Origin of the sequence: Brevibacterium spongiae (assembly GCF_026168515.1) — a bacterium.
Lineage (GTDB): Bacteria > Actinomycetota > Actinomycetes > Actinomycetales > Brevibacteriaceae > Brevibacterium > Brevibacterium spongiae.
This window is the reverse complement of sequence record NZ_CP093443.1, coordinates 3,763,356-3,779,844: the sequence shown is the minus strand read 5'-3', so window position 1 is coordinate 3,779,844 and position 16,489 is coordinate 3,763,356. Positions and strand designations below refer to the sequence as shown.

The following is a 16,489-nucleotide window of genomic DNA, read 5'->3' as shown; positions in this document are numbered from 1 at the left end:
AGACGCGATGCGGTTCACCGTCACAACCCGACTGCAGGGGCGTCTGAACGGCTCTGAACTGCAGTGATGCCCCGACCATCTGCTCCCTTCGGCAACGCTCCGAGTGGCTGAGTATCGGGTACCAGTGATGACCCGAACGTGACAGAGTAATGACACGAAGCTGTCCGGAGCCAACCCCCTAGTGACCGAGATTTCGGTGGGGAACTCTGGGCTTCGTGAAAACTCTCAATGAACTCCCAGCGCCCCTGCCAGCTCCCGGCGAGCCTCAGCGCCGCCGGCTCTACTCCAGCTCAATCGGGCTCGCCTGCATGGACGCAGCGGCCCTCATCGTGTCGTGGTTCCTCGTCGTCTCTCTCTTCGGGCGGGTCTGGGGAGGTGAGTTCTTCCTGCTTCTGCCGATGCTGATCATCGGTCAGCTGGTTCTCGGCTACCTGCTCTCGCTGTACCGGAACCGCTACCAGCTCGGTTCCGATCACGAGCTGCGCAATCAGGGAATGGTCGCAGCCATCCTCTTCACCGGCACTTCTCTGGCGGGCATCGTGGCCGAATACCGCGAGGACATCCCCTGGCTGCTGCTGGCGCTCCTCTTCGCGCAGGCGCTCATGGTCTTCGGCCGACAGCTCATCCGGGTGCTCAGGCAGCTGCGCCTCATTCCGGTCTCCGGTGAGCCGGTCGTCATCGTCGGCGCCGGAGACCTCGGGGCCTCCCTCGTCACGCAGATGATGGCCGACCCGCTCAGCCCGTACCGGCCCGTCGCGATCGTCGATGACGACCCCCGAAAGCTCCGACAGCTCATCCACGGCGTTCCCGTCCGAGGGTCGACCTCCTCCATCGCCGAGGTGGTCGCCGCCTCCGACGCCGCCGGTGTGATCGTCGGCATCTCCGACGCTCCCGCACAGGTGTTCGCATCACTGGTGCAGCGTCTCGACTCGGAGCAGATCTGGGTCCGTGCCGTGCCCTCACCGCTGGACATGCTCTCTTCGGACGTCGGCATCTCCGACATCCGCGACCTCGACGTCACCGACCTCATCGGCAGACCGGCGGCCGAGCCGGAGAGCGAGCAGATCTCTCGGCTCGTCGAAGGACGCACCGTCCTCGTCACCGGTGCGGGCGGATCGATCGGCTCGGAACTGTGCCGGATCATCTCCCGGCACAACCCCAGTCGGCTGATCATGCTCGACCGCGACGAGTCCGAGCTGCACGCGCTGTGCATGAGCCTCGAGGGACGAGCTCTGATGGATTCTCCGGATCTCGTCCTCGCCGATATCCGCGACTTTCAGGCTCTCGACCGAGCCTTCGCCGAACTCAAACCGGACATCGTCGTCCACGCGGCCGCTCTCAAACATCTGCCGATGCTCGAGAGCTACCCCGCCGAAGGGTGGAAGACCAATGTGCACGGTTCTCTCAACGTGCTGCGAGCAGCGCAGAAACACGGTGTGGGACGCTTCGTCAACATCTCCACGGACAAGGCCGCGAATCCCAGCAGCGAGCTGGGACGGTCGAAGTTCGTCGCGGAGCGATTCACTGCACACTTCGCCGCGGCAACCGGTCTTCCCTACGTCTCGGTGCGGTTCGGAAACGTCCTCGGCTCTCGCGGATCGGTGCTCATCTCGTTCGCCGACCAGATTCGACGCGGCGGACCGCTGACCGTGACGCACCCCGATGTCACACGCTTCTTCATGACCATCCCCGAAGCATGCCTGCTGGTCCTGCGTGCCGCGGCTCTGGGCAGCAGCGGGCAGACTCAGGTGCTCGACATGGGCGAACCTGTGCGCATCGTCGATCTCGCGAAGCGGCTGATGGCGGTGACAGGACGAACCTGCCCGATCATCTACACAGGGCTGCGCGTCGGGGAGAAGCTGAATGAAGAGCTCTTCTCTCCGGAAGAGCTTGACCGCACCTCGACGAACGGAGTGTCGTGGACCGTCGACGTGCCTCCGCTGGATCCTGATTCGGTGCCTGAACCGGCAGCGTCGCTCGAGGACATCCGAAGCTGCTACCTCATCACGGTCGACGCTGCGGAAACACCGTCGGCGACTGCGACCGCGACTGCGACCGCCGGGCCGGCGGACGGTCCCGGCGTCGACGCATCGGCATCGACGGTCACGGACTCCGGGGAGCTGCCCGTCATCGACGTCGATCACGGCACTCAGGCCCTCGGGCTGAGCGCTCAGGGACGGGCGTGATGGAGATGCGGATTCCCCTCTGCCTGCCCTCCGTGGGCGTGCTGGAAGAACAGGCGATCGTCGCTGCACTGCGGTCGGGCTGGGTGGCCCCGGCCGGGCCCCAGCTCGACGAGTTCGAGTCGCGGCTGGCAGCTGTCACTGGCCGGAAGCATGCGGTGGCGGTGAGCTCCGGAACTGCGGCGCTGCACCTTGCGCTGCTCTCGCAGGGAATCGGAGCCGGCGACCGAGTGGCGGTTCCGACCCTCACTTTCGCCGCGACGGTCAACGCCGTGCACTATGTGGGCGCTGAACCGGTCTTCATCGACTGTGACGAGGCGGGACTGATGGACACATCTGTCCTCGAAGTGGCCTGCTCTGAGGCGCTGTCCTCGGAGCGACCGATCCGGGCGGTGCTGCCTGTCGACCTCTACGGCACTCCGGCCGACTATCAGCGGATCGTGCGCATCGCCGAAACATACGGCGCCGTCGTCGTCTCCGACGCTGCCGAGTCGTTGGGAGCCGGAACCTGCGAGGCCCCCGCCGGATCGTTCGGGGCCGTTGCAGCACTGTCCTTCAACGGCAACAAGATCATCACGACGTCGTCCGGCGGAGCGGTTCTGTGCTCAGACCTGGAGACCGCAGAACGGGTACGCTACCTCTCCACACAGGCGAGGCAGCCGGTGCTCCACTATGAGCACACCGAGGTGGGGTACAACTACCGCCTGTCCAACCTCCTCGCGGCTGTGGGCACCGCACAGCTCGACCGGCTCGACGCGATCGTTTCAAAGAAGCGCGAACACCACCAGGGATATGCTCGAGCGCTGGCTCACGTGGCCGGCCTGGACCTGCTCACTGCCGCTGACGGCAACTGCTGGATGAGTGTGCTCATCGTCGGCCCGGATTCGGGCACGGATGCGTGGACCCTGGGAGAGAGTCTGCTGCAGCGCGGAATCGAAACACGTCCGGTGTTCAAGCCGATGCATCTGCAGCCCGTCCACGCCGGCTGCGATCTGCGCTATATCACCGGACGCGCCGAAGCGCTGTATCGCACCGGTCTGGCGCTGCCCTCGAGCACAGATCTGACCACGGACGACAGGAACACGGTCGCGGCGGAGATCGCGGCCGCCATCGGAGAGGCGGTCACGGTATGAGGAAGCGGACTGCTGTCCTGTGCGCGGGGATCACAGTCGTCGCACTGCTCGTCTTCGGAGCCGGAGTCGGTGCCTACAACGGGTACCTGGCGATGGCCTGGGACAGAGGCGTGACGACGATCGACGATCCCGATCTGGTCGAGCAGCTGGCCTCACAGCCCGAAGCTCCGACATCCCGAAGCTCCTCACCCGTCGACATACTCCTCTTCGGCACAGTGGACCCGCAGACCGAGACGGGAGCTGCGGGTGCCGACGAGATCGATTCCGATCTCGTCATGCTCGCCCACATCCCCGCCGATCGCAGCGGAGTCCAGCTCGTCTCGATTCCGAATGACACCTCGGTGAGCGTGCCGGGAAGCGGTCGCGACACGATCGGAGCCGCAGTCTCTCTCGGCCTGCCGATGGGAGTGCGAGCCGTGTCGAATCTCCTCGGAACCGAAATCGACCATGTCGTGCTCATCGATCTGACCATGCTCGACACCATGGTGGACCTCCTCGGCGGAATCGAGGTCGAGTCGACGGCGGCGTTCGAGTCCGAGGGGCACGCCTTCACCTCGGGGCTGAACCTGCTCGACAGCTCCTCCGCTCTCGCCTTCTTCAGCGGACACGGTGCGTTCCCGGACGGGACGCTGCAGCGGATCCACAACCGCCAGGAATTCATTCGTGCCGCCGGTTCCCAACTGGTCTCGACGGGCCACCTGTCCGACCCCCTGAAACTGTCCGCGGCCGTCAGAGAGCTCAGCCCGTATCTGAGCGTGGATTCGGGATTCGACGCCAGCACGCTGGTGAAGTTCGGCTCGCAGCTGGGGGCGATCGGTGAGGACGATATCGACTTCATCACCCTGCCTGCTGCAGGCGACGACATCACAGGCGACGACTCCAGGGGCGGCGACCAAGGTCAGCTGCGCGCGGATGGATATGACCTGGAGGAGTTGAAACGATCGATCGCTGACGATTCCGTCGACGACTTCGCCGCCGAAGCGACGGTGCGACGCCGATGATCGACCAAGCCGCACGGCGACTGACCGCAGCCCAGCTGCAGGACCAGTTCGATCTCGCGGAGGACGAGGCTGCGGCGCTGCAGTCCGCCAGCGGCGGCTGGGTGTCGTTCGCCAGAGCGGCCGTCGATGCCGTCGAGTCCAGCGGCCGGGCGCTGAGTGAACTCGTGAGCTCCGCAGCTCTGGCGGATTTCGTCGTAGCGCACTCGGACGAGTTCTCACTGTCGCTCTCACCCGCGGATCAGCGTGCGCTCGGGGTGCTGTCGCTGCTCGAGGGATTCGACGACGATATGGCCGCGGTCGCTCTGGAAGTGGCCTTCGAGCAGTGGCCGGAGCATCTGCGGGCCGATGTTCCCACGGTGCTTCTGCGCCTGCAGATCTCCGGGGCTGTGACTTCCGGTGCTGCGGGCACTCCGTGGCACGTGCCCGTCCTCGTCGCGGCCTGGGCCCGCAGAGCGCTTGCCGAGAGCACGCCGAATGGCGAAAGCGCGACAGCGGAAAGCGCTCTTGCCGAGTCTCTCACCGCACAAGTGGAGCTGGTGGGGACTCCGGACTCTCTGCTGCTGGACAATGCGCTTGTCCTGGCGCGCAGGACACGCCGCTGGAGGCTGCTCGATCGGATATTCCTCACCTGCGGATATCCGCTCTTCTACCTCTTTCCCCGGTCCGGCATTGCGACATTCGCCCGTCTGCCGGCATCGGCGCTGCGCGCTGTTCCGGAACTCGAAGAGATCACGACGGTGGCGACCATGGTCCAAGAGACTCTGCTCAGCTTCGGTCCCGGGGAGGGCAGCCCAGACTCTGCCCGCATCTGCGTGGCTCGCCTCACCGCCCCAGGGGCATCACACACCAAATACGCGGTCCAGCCGGATCAAGGTGACTCGGAGGACGAGTCCCCACCCATCGAGGAGATCGGAACTTCCATGAGATTCCATACAGTGATGAACGAAATGGCACGACTCGGCGGCGCGGGCGAGCATCGCACCGCAGCCGAATCGGGTGCCTCCTGGATCGCCGGGGGAGTGGCTCGGCGCTCCCACCGAGTCGTCCGTCTGCAGGCATCGATCCACAGCGTGCTGGCCGAGGAACCCGGTCGTGCGTTGGCACTGCTGCGCTCGATCGAGGACGAGGTGAAGGCGGAGGCGGCGCCCGGCGACTTCCTGCCGCCGGCCGTCATCGCGTGGTCGGCATTGGCATCGTATCTCGCGGGAGACCAAGAGCGTGCCGATGCCGAACTCGCTGAATTCGCACTGTTCGACGACCCGCCGTTCGTGCAGGAGCAGACCTTCCGGCCGGCAGCCCTCGTCGTCCAGGCCTACCGCAGTCTCGACGCCCTGAACCTGGCGGACGTCGACGCCGTGGTGCGTCGGATGCGCGACTATCCGGACATGGGTGAGCTGTGGTACCACGTGCCGATCATCGAGCGAAAGCTCTTTCAGCTGACCGCGACCACGCGCTCTGCCCTGCTGAGGTCGGAAGAGTCCATCGAAGTGCATGCTCACCGGGCAGCAGCGACCGACAGACGGATCGAGTCGCTGGCCGCCTCACGCATCGGCATGCTCATCAGCCTCGGACAGCTGCACCGGGCAGAGACTCTGCTGGAGTCGATCACCGGACCCTACGGCATCGGGCAGGTGCTCCAGGCCCGCGGCGAACTGGCCGCAGGACGCAACGGCGCGGCTGTGAGGATCGCCGAGGCGCAGTACTACGAGAACCACATCTGCACTCGGGACAGAGCCGAGCTCACGGGCATCAAGGCTGCGGCGCTGCTGCGCCTCGGCGACAGGGAGGAGGCGCTGAACTCCTTCGCGGAACTGCTGGAGCTCTCGGTGCTTGTGGGTTCGCTGCTGCCGGTGGTGCAGATGCCCATCATCGAACGACGTGAGCTCCTCCGCGCCAGTGCGGACCGCCTGGTGTGGCAGAAGATCGCGCGGATCGCCTCACCGGTGAGCGGCGGCGACCTCAGCAGCGGGGGCGCGCCGGAATCCCTGATCACGCGGTTGGGCGAGCTCGGTGCGGCCGTGGTCGGTGTCGTGGACTTCCCGACGCTCGGCCACCGCGAGATGGTGCTGCTCGAAAGTCTCGAACGCGGAGCCAGCGTTGCGGACATCGCCCGCGACCTCATGTTGGTTCAGGGCACGGTCAAGAACAATCTCTCGTCCCTCTACCGCAAGCTCGGAGTCAACAGCAGGGACGCGGCGGTCGCGCGAGCCCGCAGTCTCGGCTACCTTGATGCCGGCGGTGCGTAGCCGAGGCACCGACTGCCGCCTGGGCGCTTCCCGACCGCTTCTCGACTGCCGACTGGTTGCTGCCCGGTCACCGTGTGGGGATCCGCATACGCGTCTCCACTGTCTGTCGATCGAGCAGGCCGGCGACGAGCTTGTCGGCGACCTGGCCGGCCAGAGAGAGGATTCTGATCACGCTCTCGATGTGCCAGTACGCGGCGCGACCCTGAGTGTGGCCGGCGATGAGCGGCCCGAGGACGAAGATCCCCGAGGCGGCCCGGAACGACGAGTCCAGGACGAGACCGGTCCGTGACGCGGAGGCACGGGCGAGACCGGAACCGAGCATCTGTCTCAGCAGCGCGGATCGGGTGTCGGACACCCGTTCGAACCCTGTTCCATTGACGACGACCGCATAGTCTCGGCCCGGGGAGTTCGCCGAGGAACCTGCCGCTCGAGTCGAGCCCGTCGGCAGATCCACCGTGACGTGCACCCGGTCCGCAGCGATCCGCGCATCGCGGAAGCGCCCGGTGACGAAATCGATGGTGCCGTCATCGATGCCCTCGATGAGGAGGTCGAGAGAGTCGCCGCCTGCGCGGCGCAGCACGTCGTTGATGATCAGACCATGCTCGGTGGCCATCGAGTACCGCTCGTAGTCGTCCATGTAGGCGAGAGAAGAGCCGACTGCGCCGATGAGCACGGCGATCGTCGAATTGACGTTGCCCTTGCGGATCGCGGCCTTGAGCTCCTCTGTGACCGTGCGGCTGAGGTCCTGTGCGCGCAGCGGAACACCCTCCTCGGCGGAGGCGAACAGCCGGTCGAGGTGCGGCGTCGATGCGGTCTCTCCCGGACGATCATGATGCCAGTAGTGCGGTCGTCCGCGGGAACACAGAATGTGCAATCGAGCGGCAGTGGCCCGCCGGAGACGGTGGGAGGCGAGGATGAACTCCAGGGCATCGGCGTTGCCGCCGACGAGGAGGATGTCGCGCTGATCCTCCGGCAGGGACTCGAGCCGCGCCCAGGTCCGCTCGATCACATGCTCGAGGCTCGGTTCGTGGAGGTCGCCGATGATGCCCGAGTCCAGGTCGTCCCCGTCGGACACCGCGCGCAGCCCACCGTCGGACACGGCGCTGCGTTCGCCGCCGTACACGGTGAGCTCCTTGACCGGAGGCGATCCGATGGCCAGGAGCAGGGAGTAAGCGTGCAGCTCGAATCCGGTCCCGCCGTCGCCGCTGCGCTCACGCAGGCGGACCCCGCCCTCGGCAGGGTGCGTGATCTCGTCGATGTCTCCGTGGACGAAGTCGACCGAGGCGACATCGCGGGCCCTCGCGACGGCGTCGGTGACGAGCTCGGCAAGATGCTGACCATAGAGACGCCGGGGAAGGTAGAGGCCCTCCCAACGGCTGTGCCGGATGTCCTGCTCGTGGCGGAGGATCCAGTCGATTTCGACAGCTTCGGCGAGAGGGGACGCGGGAGCATCGCCGGTCGCGGCCCACCGCAGCATGTCCTCTCGCCGATCCTCCAGCCAGTCGATGAAATCGCTGCGCTCGCGATCGGGGAGAAAATGCTCGAGGTCCGAGATCAGCAGCGATGAACGTCCTGAGCGGTGCCCGTAGGGCAGACCCGAGTGGAACTGCCGGTCACGCTCGATGACAGTGATGCGCACGGGCGCGAGCAGTGACGTCTGTTTGTCGCACAGTCGTGTGAGGACCTCCAGGAGACCGTGGGATCCGGACGCACCGGAGCCGAGGATCGCAATGTCTGTCTCGTACGGGACAGCGCTGCTCATCATGGGACGCCTCCTCTGCGGGGTGCGGTCGGCAGAGTCCATGCGACTGGGCACATGCCGGGGGACTTCATGCGACGGGGGAGAAGCCGTCGACGACGGCCCGAGCACTTTTCAGCGTAGTTCTTCGCGGAGTCATTCCGGGTGACGAACCCATTTCGATTCTCCGCTCGGATCGTGACTTCACCCCACGCTCACGGCACCTCCTCACGCCGTCGCGAGGTCCCTTCTCCTGAACCCGATCATCCCCACCGCGATGAGAACCGCAGTGATCCCCACGAACCACAGCACCGCCTCGGCGGACAGATCCTGCGCCGGGTATTGGCCGATATGGGTGAACAGCGACAGGTCGAGCACGGCGTCGTCGAGTTTGAGCAGCTGGCCGAAGAGCGCGAGCACCGCCGAGGCGGCGAAGACGACCCAGCTCAGGCTCATCAGCCGTGGGGCGAAGCCGTAGAGCAGGTACGCAAAGCCGAGCAGAGCCCACAGGGCGGGCGCCTGCGCGAGATGCCCGAGGACCGTCGGCCACAGCAGGGACCAGTCGTCCATCGACACCGCCGCACCGAGACCCTCGCCGAACCCGGCCACGGCCATGAGCCAGGACGCACCGAACAGCGTCACCACAGCCCATGAGGCCAACCAGCCGGTGCGGGACACTGCGGTCGCGAGCACGGGTTCCGTGTGGAACGCGGTCTCCTCGGTCCGCAGCCCGCCCGCGGCGATGATCGCATAGGCGGCGACGATGATCGCGAAGTAGAGCGCCATGTATCCGAGGTAGCCGTCGACGATGCCCGCACGACCGCCCATGATCGCAATGATCTCCGGCGGCATCGCGGCCGCATCGGCGTCCATCGCTCCGGTGAATGAGCCGAACACCGCGCCCATGACGAGCATGCTCACCGACCACCACGCGAGGTTCGTCGACTGAAGCCGGAGCGCCAACCGCAGCGGAGTCGACAGTCCGCGCCGCGCATGCGCTCGCCCGAGGCGTTCGGCGACGATGCCCGCACCGAGGTCGCGCCGCGACTGCAGGAGCAGGGCAGCGACGACGAGGACCGCGAACAGTCCGGCCGAGTACAGCAGCGGCCACCACCGATCGAGCGTGAACGCCGCAGTCTGCTGCGACCACCCCAGGGGAGAGAGCCACGACAGCCAAGCGAGACCGCCCCCGGAGACGTCGGACATATCGCCGATCCCGCGGAGGACGAAGCTGAGCCCGAGCACCGCACCGGCCATCGACGAGGCGGCCCTGGCGAAGGCGCTCAGCTGCACCGTCACCGCGGTGATCGCGGCGAAGACGCAGCCCACGACGCCGACGCTGACCGCGAACAGGAGGGTCGACGTCAGCGGATCGGGTTCGGCCTGTGAGAACTGGAATGCTGCGGCCATACCGGCGCTGAGCAGGACGTTCATGATGACGGTGAGGAGCAGGGCCGCGATGAGCTGGGTGTGCCGCCCGGTCACCCCGGCGCGGATGAGCTCGGCCCGGCCCGTCTCCACCTCGGCCCGGGTGTGCCGGGAGACCGTGAGGATCGACATCAGGGCCGCCCCGATCATGAGGAAGACCCCGTACTTGCCGACGACGAACCGCGGCACCGTCATCGCATCGTCGCCGAACTCCGGCCCCGTGATGAGCACCATGACCGGGTTCTTCGCGAACACCGCCATCGCCTGCAGCGATTCCGCGTCCATGACCACGGCGATCGCATTCGCGAAGTACGCGGTGAGCGCGGCCAGCGACAGCACCCAGATCGGCAGCCACAGGCGGTCCCGCCGCAGCATGAACCTCAGCAGATGGCCGAGCCCAGTGAGGCTCCCCGCGCCGAGGCGGCCGCCCCGTTCGCGTTCATGTGCACCGTGGTGGCGCCCGGATCGCGGCGCCGCGGCGGCACCGCCGCGGACGGAGCCGCTGTCGGGACGATCCCCGTCCTCTGTGTGCGCAGCCAGCAGATTCATCGCTCACTCCTCCTTGCCGTAGTGGCGCAGCAGCAGCTGTTCGAGGGTCGGCGGGGTGGCCGTGAGCGACTCGACGTCATGCTCACCGAGCGCCCGCATGATACGTGGCAGCTGTGCCGTATCGGCGCTGAAGTGCAGCCGCGAACCCTCGCGCACGAGATCGTGGACCCCGGACATCTCGGACAGGGCGGGAACATCGTGTTCGAGCCCGACCGTGATCGTCGTCCGCGACAGGTGCCGCAGTTCGGTCAGGGTCCCGGTTTCGACGATGCGACCGGAGCGGATGATCGACACGCGATCGGCCAGGGCTTCGACCTGAGCGAGGATATGGCTCGAGAGCAGCACCGTGCGTCCGGCTTCCTTCGCCTCTCTGATGCAGTCCTGGAACACCGCCTCCATGAGCGGATCGAGCCCGGCGGTCGGTTCGTCGAGGAGGAGCAGCTCGACGTCGGAGGCCAGTGCGGAGATGAGTGCGACCTTCTGCCGATTGCCCTTCGAATACGTTCGTCCCTTCTTCCTGGGATCGAGGTCGAACGCGTCGATGAGCTCATCGCGCCGGCGGGCGTCGACCCCGCCGCGCAGCCGGGCGAACAGATCGATCGCCTCACCACCGGTCAGGCCCGGCCACAGCTCCACATCTCCGGGGACGTAGGCCAGGCGCCGGTGCAGGGCCACCGCCTTCGACCATGGATCCTCGCCGAGGAGGCGCACCGTCCCGGCGTCATGGCGGAGGATGCCGAGCAGGATCCGGATCGTCGTCGATTTGCCGGCGCCGTTGGGGCCGAGGAAACCGTGGACCTCGCCGCGGCCGACTTCGAGGTCGAGGCCGTCGAGGGCGCGGACACGGCCGTAGGACTTCACGACCTCATGCAGTGAGATCGCCGCCGAGGCGGCCCTGCCGGAGTCGTCGGAGCGGCGGGTGCGGGTCAGGGTGCTCATGGTTCGTCTTCTCCTGGTGCGGAATCGTCGGGGATCGTCTCGAGAACACCGTGCTGGTAGAGATCGAGCAGGTGCGGGGCGAGTCGAGTCATCGTTGCGGTGGTGTCCGCGGTGCCGAGGTTGGCCTGCAGCCGCTGGTCGAGCAGAGACGGGGCCAGGGCCATGACCGCGATCGTCGCGGCCTGGCCACGGGTGTCCTCGCTCTGCCGGAAGGCGTATCCGGCGAAGCCCTCGGTGATGTAGGACTCGACGAGGTTGACGTAATGGTCGAAATAGCGCTGACCGTGATCGCTGGGATCGAGCAGGGACTTGATGAGGTAGTCCAGGGCGGTGGTCATCTTCGGGTCGTCGAACATCATCTGCACGGCCATGGCCGCATAGCCGGCGTTCTTCGCCTTCGAATCCGTGATCGCCTCGAACACGTGGTCATCGCATGCGCTGCGCAGGCCTTCTTTGGAGCCGAAATGGTGGATGACCAGTCCGGGGGACACCTCTGCTGCGGCGGCGACTGCCCGGATCGTCGTCTTCGTGAAGCCGTGGCGGGCGAATTCCGCGACGGCCGCGGAGAGGATCCTCTCCGCGGTCTCCGGCGAGGAGTTGGGGGAGCGGCGCGAGGAGAAATCAGATGATGTTGAACGCATGTTTAATATTAAACATGTGTTCAATGACGGAAGTCAATGGATGGTTTTGAAAATCTGCCTCATGCTCTAGACGTACAACCATATGGTTGTATGATTGAGCGCATGAAAGCACTTCTCGACGATGAGGTCGATGCGCTGTTCCAGGCATTGGCCGACCGGACCCGGCGTGACATTGTGCGGCGGGTCGCAGGAGAAGGGCTTTCGGTGTCCGATCTGGCCGCCGACTACGACATGAGCTTCGCCGCGGTGCAGAAGCATGTCGCCGTTCTCGAACGTGTGGGACTGGTGACGAAGCGCCGAGTCGGCCGACGGCAGATCGCCCACGCAGAGGTGGGTCCGCTCCGCACCATCACGAGCATGCTCACCGAACTCGAAGACCACTGGGTCGAACGAGTCCAGAGAATCGACGACCTTCTCGCCGGGGACGAGCCGGCCGGGTCGCGAGACTGACCATCACACGCTTTGAGGAGCAGCCATGCCGGTCACCGACACAACACAGAACGAAGAGACACTGACGCTGACGATCGTCGCCGAATTCGCGGCACCACCCCAGCGGGTGTGGGACATCTACGCCGATCCACGCCAGCTCGAACAGATCTGGGGCCCTCCGACCTACCCGGCCACAGTCGTCGACCATTCACTCGAACCCGGCGGCAGAGTCACGTACTTCATGACGAGCCCGGAAGGGGAGAAGTTCCGCGGACTGTGGGAAGTGACCGCGGTCGATCGTCTCAAGCGACTGGAGTTCCGCGACTACTTCGCCGATGAGGACTTCGCCATCGTCGAATCGATGCCCGGCAGCAGGTGCATCTACACCTTCGAGGAGACCGAGACTGGAACCCGGGCCACCTACGAATCGGTCTTCGACTCGGTCGAAGGGCTGCGCACCGTCCTGGAGATGGGCGTCGTCGAAGGCACGACCGGAGCCATCAACCAGATCGACGATCTGCTCGCCCAGCAGTGAGCCGGTGCGGCCAGCGTCCGGCCTCTCCGCAATGGTTCAGCTCTCGACGCGGGCCTGCATGGAATGCGCCGGGGCGTCGGGGCGGACGGGGATGATGAGGATGAGTCCGATGGCGAGGACGATGAGGATGCCCAGCGTCCCCGCACGCTCGAAGCCGAAGACCTGGATCGCCAGGGCGAACATCGCCGGGCCCAGGAAGCTGACTGCACGACCGGTCGTGGCGTAGAGCCCGAAGTTCTCCCCGGCCGATTCCGGTGGAGTGATGCGGGCGAGGAACGACCGACTCGACGCCTGGACCGGACCGACGCAGAAGCTGAGGATGAGGGCACAGGCCCAGAACACTGCCGCCTCGGCGCTGAAGAGGATCGGCAGGCCGCCGAGGATGATGACGATGAGCCCGGCGATGATCACCGGCTTCGGTCCGAGCCGATCATCGAACCAGCCGGCGATCATCGCCCCGGCACCGGCGGCGACGTTGGCGGCAACGCCGAGGATGATGATCTGCGAGGGGGAGAAGCCGTAGCTGCCGGCGGCGAGCACCCCGGCGAAGGAGAAGATCGCGGCCAGGCCGTCGCGGAAGACCGCCGAGGCGATGAAGAACCGCAGCGTCTGATGCTCAGTCGACCACATCCGAATCAGCCGGCGCACGAGCGCTGCGTAATCGGCGAAGAACGCCCTGATCGGATGCCCACCCGAAGTGCCTTTGACCTTCGCGCCGGGAGCGGAGACGAGGGCGGGCACGGCGAAGATCGCGAACCACACCGCCGAGAGCACAGCGACGATGCGGAACCGCAGCCCGTCGGCGTCGCTGGCGCCGAGGAAGCCGACCTCGGGCTGGATGACGAGGACGAGGAGGATGACAAGGAGGACCAGCCCGCCGACGTAGCCCATGCCCCATCCGAAACCGGAGACCTTGCCGACGTTGTCGGGATTCGTGATCCGGACCATGATGCCGTTGTAGGACACCTCGGCGAATTCGAAGAACACGCTGCCCACGGCCAGGAGCAGCAGACCCAGCCACAGATACTCGGGGGAGTCGCGGACGAAGAAGAGCCCGAACATCGTGAGCACGACGATGCCCGTGTGCACGCCCAGCCACAGGCGATGCCTGCCCCCGGCATCGGCGCGAGTGCCTGCGGCGGGGGCGACGACGGCGATGACGAACCCGGCCGCGGCCATCGACCACCCCAACGCGGAGGACCCGGCCTCCTCGGTGGCGGCCACGGACTTCGTCAGATACGGGGCGAAGACGAAGGTGATGATCACAGCGTTGAATGACGCCGAACCCCAATCCCACAGCGCCCAGCTGACGATGCGCAGACGATTGCCCGAACCAGGTGAAGCCAAGGACGTTGCCATGAGGCCACTGTACTGAATCTCCTGGTTCGCGAACCGGTTTCGCGCGGGGCGAACTACGGATGTGACCAGGAAGATCGGCAGTGATGGTGAGAGGCCAAGCTGAAAGTTGCCTTGAAGGTGTCTGGGGAATGGGGCAGAGTGTGCCCCGTGATCAGACTTTCGTGCATGTGACCAGGCGTGCGATCAGGAGGGAATCATGAGCGATCCCGAAACCACTCAGGCTTCGGGCAACGGGCTCGGACCCGGTCCCGATGAACAGCTGCTCTTCGGCGAACCCGAGCCGGTAGAGCTGCACCTGCCCGAGAAACTCCATATCGGTGAGTCCGATACTGACGATGCGATCACGAAGAAGCTCAAGCGGCAGGGAGTGCGCGTCGGCAGAGGCATGATCGCGCCCCGCGTCTTCTGGCCGGCGCTGATCATCATCGTCGGCATCGTCGTGTTCTCCGTGGCTCTGCCCGAGGGCACGGGCAACGTCATCTCGAGCATCCAGAACTGGATCGTCACCCAGCTCGGCTGGTACTACATGCTCGTCGTCGGCCTCTTCGTCGCCTTCGCCATCGTCGTCGGCTTCTCGAAGTTCGGCAAGATCAAACTCGGCAAGGACGACGACGAACCCGAATTCGGCGTCCTGTCCTGGTTCGCCATGCTCTTCGCCGCCGGCATGGGCATCGGACTCGTCTTCTACGGTGTGGCCGAACCGCTCACCTACGCGACCACGGGGCCGAAGCCCGGCTGGGCCGGCGGCCAGGTCGAGAACGCGCAGATGGGCATGGCCCAGACGTTCGTCCACTGGGGCCTGCACCCCTGGGCGCTCTACGCGGTGCTCGGCATGGCGCTGGCCTATGCCATCCACCGTCGCGGCCGCCCGCTGTCGATCCGCTGGGCGCTCGAGCCCCTGCTCGGCAACAAGGTCAAGGGCTGGGCCGGTGACGTCATCGACATCATCGCGATCTTCGGCACCGTCTTCGGCATCGCCACCTCTCTCGGCCTCGGCGTGCAGCAGATCTCGGCGGGGCTGAAGCACATCGGCGTCGTCGGCGACTACGACAACACCTTCCTCATCATCCTCATCGTCGTCATCACCTTCCTCGCCACCGCCTCGGTGGTCTCAGGTGTGGGTGCCGGCATCAAGTGGCTGTCGAACATCAACCTCACGATGGCCGGCGTCCTGCTCGTCACGGTCCTCGTGCTCGGGCCGACGCTGTTCCTGTTCCAGAACTTCGTCGAATCGCTCGGTCTGTGGCTGGCGAACGTGCTCAACCTGACCTTCGACATCGGTGCCTACTCCGGTGAGGACGGTGCCGAATGGAACTCGACGTGGACCCTGTTCTACTGGGGCTGGTGGATCTCCTGGGCCCCCTTCGTCGGTGTCTTCATCGCCCGCATCTCCCGCGGTCGCACGGTCCGCGAGTTCATCGCCGGCGTCCTGCTGGTGCCCTCCATCGTCGGCTTCTTCTGGTTCTCCGTGCTCGGCGGAACCGGCATCCACAAGCAGCTCTTCGGCTCCGGCGATCTCGTCGACCCGGACGAGGGAGTGGTCGCCGAGCGAGTCCTCTTCGACGTCCTCGGCTCCCTGCCGCTGGGCTCGATCCTCTCGATCCTCGGGATCATCCTCGTCGCGATCTTTTTCATCACGTCCTCGGACTCGGGATCGCTCGTCGTCGACATGCTCGCCTCGGGCGGACACCCGAACCCGCCGATCTGGTCGCGTGTGCTGTGGGCGCTGCTCGAGGGTGCGATCGCCATCGCGCTGCTCATGGCCGGCGGATTGGAGGCACTGCAGGCGGGCTCGCTGATGACCGCGCTGCCGTTCTCCATCGTGCTGCTGCTCATCTGTGTGTCCACGCTCAAGGCCTTCGGCAAGGAGGCCAAGCGCAATGCCGTGATCGAACGGGCGCAGAGGTTCCGTCAGGTCGGCGAGCACCTGGCCGATGACTTCGACGAGTACCTCGGCGAGAAGGTCGATGAGCGCATCGACTACCGGCTGACGCGGTCGCAGGGACTCTTCGCCAAGCAGCGGTCGAAGGCAGCCGCCCGAGACGAGAAGCGCGGCGTCCGCGAAGTGCCGACCCGGGACAGGGGAACACCGAACCCGGAGTCCTGACCCTCACCGAGGAGGTCGTGCCCAGCGGGGAGCTGCGCCCTCGGCGTCAGGCTGGGCCACTCACCGAGCCGGTTCGCCCCGTGCGAATCCACTCGAGGCGCGAAACCGCTCGACCATCCGGTCGGGCGGTTTCGTCGGTCACGGACCATGTCAGGGGTGGGCCGCCTCGGCGAGGGGATGTCGCTGGTCGAACCTCGTGTC

12 protein-coding genes are annotated in these 16,489 nt (G+C 66.1%); 7 read left to right on the top strand and 5 right to left on the bottom strand.

Annotated elements, in window-relative coordinates; genetic code table 11:
- Positions 1-215: 215 nt before the first annotated feature.
- The 4 genes from L1F31_RS16970 to L1F31_RS16955 are packed head-to-tail and all read left to right on the top strand — an operon-like array spanning position 216 to position 6,563.
- Positions 216-2,186, top strand: a complete 1,971-nt coding sequence (locus tag L1F31_RS16970; RefSeq protein ID WP_265418397.1) for an SDR family NAD(P)-dependent oxidoreductase — start codon at positions 216-218, stop codon at positions 2,184-2,186.
- Complete coding sequence (locus L1F31_RS16965; RefSeq protein WP_265418396.1) at positions 2,186-3,316, top strand: aminotransferase class I/II-fold pyridoxal phosphate-dependent enzyme; 1,131 nt, start codon at positions 2,186-2,188, stop codon at positions 3,314-3,316. The genes L1F31_RS16970 and L1F31_RS16965 overlap by 1 nt, the downstream gene beginning before the upstream one ends.
- Positions 3,313-4,317: an LCP family protein gene (locus L1F31_RS16960; RefSeq protein ID WP_265418395.1), complete on the top strand. Its 1,005-nt coding sequence runs from the start codon at positions 3,313-3,315 to the stop codon at positions 4,315-4,317. Before L1F31_RS16965 ends, L1F31_RS16960 begins: the two co-directional genes overlap by 4 nt.
- Positions 4,314-6,563, top strand: coding sequence for a helix-turn-helix transcriptional regulator (locus L1F31_RS16955; RefSeq protein ID WP_265418394.1), 2,250 nt, complete (start codon positions 4,314-4,316; stop codon positions 6,561-6,563). The genes L1F31_RS16960 and L1F31_RS16955 overlap by 4 nt, the downstream gene beginning before the upstream one ends.
- A gap of 67 nt (positions 6,564-6,630) precedes the next feature.
- On the opposite strand, the gene L1F31_RS16950 is transcribed toward L1F31_RS16955, so the two are convergent.
- The 4 genes from L1F31_RS16950 to L1F31_RS16935 form a co-directional block, all read right to left on the bottom strand.
- Complete coding sequence (locus L1F31_RS16950; protein ID WP_265418393.1) at positions 6,631-8,328, bottom strand: FAD/NAD(P)-binding protein; 1,698 nt, start codon at positions 8,326-8,328, stop codon at positions 6,631-6,633.
- A 201-nt stretch (positions 8,329-8,529) separates the two neighbouring features.
- The gene (locus tag L1F31_RS16945; protein ID WP_265418392.1) at positions 8,530-10,278 is read right to left on the bottom strand and encodes an ABC transporter permease; all 1,749 of its coding nucleotides are present in this window, start codon (positions 10,276-10,278) and stop codon (positions 8,530-8,532) included.
- Positions 10,279-10,281: 3 nt separating this feature from the next.
- Positions 10,282-11,217, bottom strand: coding sequence for an ABC transporter ATP-binding protein (locus tag L1F31_RS16940; protein ID WP_265418391.1), 936 nt, complete (start codon positions 11,215-11,217; stop codon positions 10,282-10,284).
- The gene (locus tag L1F31_RS16935; protein WP_265418390.1) at positions 11,214-11,858 is read right to left on the bottom strand and encodes a TetR/AcrR family transcriptional regulator; all 645 of its coding nucleotides are present in this window, start codon (positions 11,856-11,858) and stop codon (positions 11,214-11,216) included. The genes L1F31_RS16940 and L1F31_RS16935 overlap by 4 nt, the downstream gene beginning before the upstream one ends.
- Before the next feature lie 102 nt (positions 11,859-11,960).
- On the opposite strand from L1F31_RS16935, the gene L1F31_RS16930 reads away from it, so the two are divergent.
- Positions 11,961-12,308 carry an ArsR/SmtB family transcription factor gene (locus L1F31_RS16930; RefSeq protein ID WP_265418389.1) on the top strand — a complete coding sequence of 116 codons (348 nt, stop codon included), beginning with the start codon at positions 11,961-11,963 and terminating at the stop codon, positions 12,306-12,308.
- A 25-nt stretch (positions 12,309-12,333) separates the two neighbouring features.
- Positions 12,334-12,822: an SRPBCC family protein gene (locus L1F31_RS16925; protein WP_265418388.1), complete on the top strand. Its 489-nt coding sequence runs from the start codon at positions 12,334-12,336 to the stop codon at positions 12,820-12,822.
- 36 nt (positions 12,823-12,858) lie between these two features.
- Here L1F31_RS16925 and L1F31_RS16920 read toward each other — a convergent pair whose 3' ends face one another.
- Positions 12,859-14,181 carry an MFS transporter gene (locus L1F31_RS16920; RefSeq protein WP_265418387.1) on the bottom strand — a complete coding sequence of 441 codons (1,323 nt, stop codon included), beginning with the start codon at positions 14,179-14,181 and terminating at the stop codon, positions 12,859-12,861.
- A gap of 196 nt (positions 14,182-14,377) precedes the next feature.
- On the opposite strand from L1F31_RS16920, the gene L1F31_RS16915 reads away from it, so the two are divergent.
- On the top strand, positions 14,378-16,288 hold the full coding sequence (locus L1F31_RS16915) for a BCCT family transporter (protein WP_265418386.1): 1,911 nt from the start codon (positions 14,378-14,380) through the stop codon (positions 16,286-16,288).
- Positions 16,289-16,489: the final 201 nt, after the last annotated feature.

Bases quoted from the DNA above. Each gene is read 5' to 3' on its own strand.
- L1F31_RS16965 (WP_265418396.1), top strand. From the start codon at position 2,186: ATGGAGATGCGGATTCCCCTCTGCCTGCCCTCCGTGGGCGTGCTGGAA.
- L1F31_RS16945 (WP_265418392.1), bottom strand. From the start codon at position 10,278: ATGAATCTGCTGGCTGCGCACACAGAGGACGGGGATCGTCCCGACAGC.
- L1F31_RS16915 (WP_265418386.1), top strand. From the start codon at position 14,378: ATGAGCGATCCCGAAACCACTCAGGCTTCGGGCAACGGGCTCGGACCC.
- L1F31_RS16955 (WP_265418394.1), top strand. From the start codon at position 4,314: ATGATCGACCAAGCCGCACGGCGACTGACCGCAGCCCAGCTGCAGGAC.
- L1F31_RS16950 (WP_265418393.1), bottom strand. From the start codon at position 8,328: ATGATGAGCAGCGCTGTCCCGTACGAGACAGACATTGCGATCCTCGGC.
- L1F31_RS16920 (WP_265418387.1), bottom strand. From the start codon at position 14,181: ATGGCAACGTCCTTGGCTTCACCTGGTTCGGGCAATCGTCTGCGCATC.
- L1F31_RS16960 (WP_265418395.1), top strand. From the start codon at position 3,313: ATGAGGAAGCGGACTGCTGTCCTGTGCGCGGGGATCACAGTCGTCGCA.
- L1F31_RS16940 (WP_265418391.1), bottom strand. From the start codon at position 11,217: ATGAGCACCCTGACCCGCACCCGCCGCTCCGACGACTCCGGCAGGGCC.
- L1F31_RS16925 (WP_265418388.1), top strand. From the start codon at position 12,334: ATGCCGGTCACCGACACAACACAGAACGAAGAGACACTGACGCTGACG.
- L1F31_RS16930 (WP_265418389.1), top strand. From the start codon at position 11,961: ATGAAAGCACTTCTCGACGATGAGGTCGATGCGCTGTTCCAGGCATTG.
- L1F31_RS16935 (WP_265418390.1), bottom strand. From the start codon at position 11,858: ATGCGTTCAACATCATCTGATTTCTCCTCGCGCCGCTCCCCCAACTCC.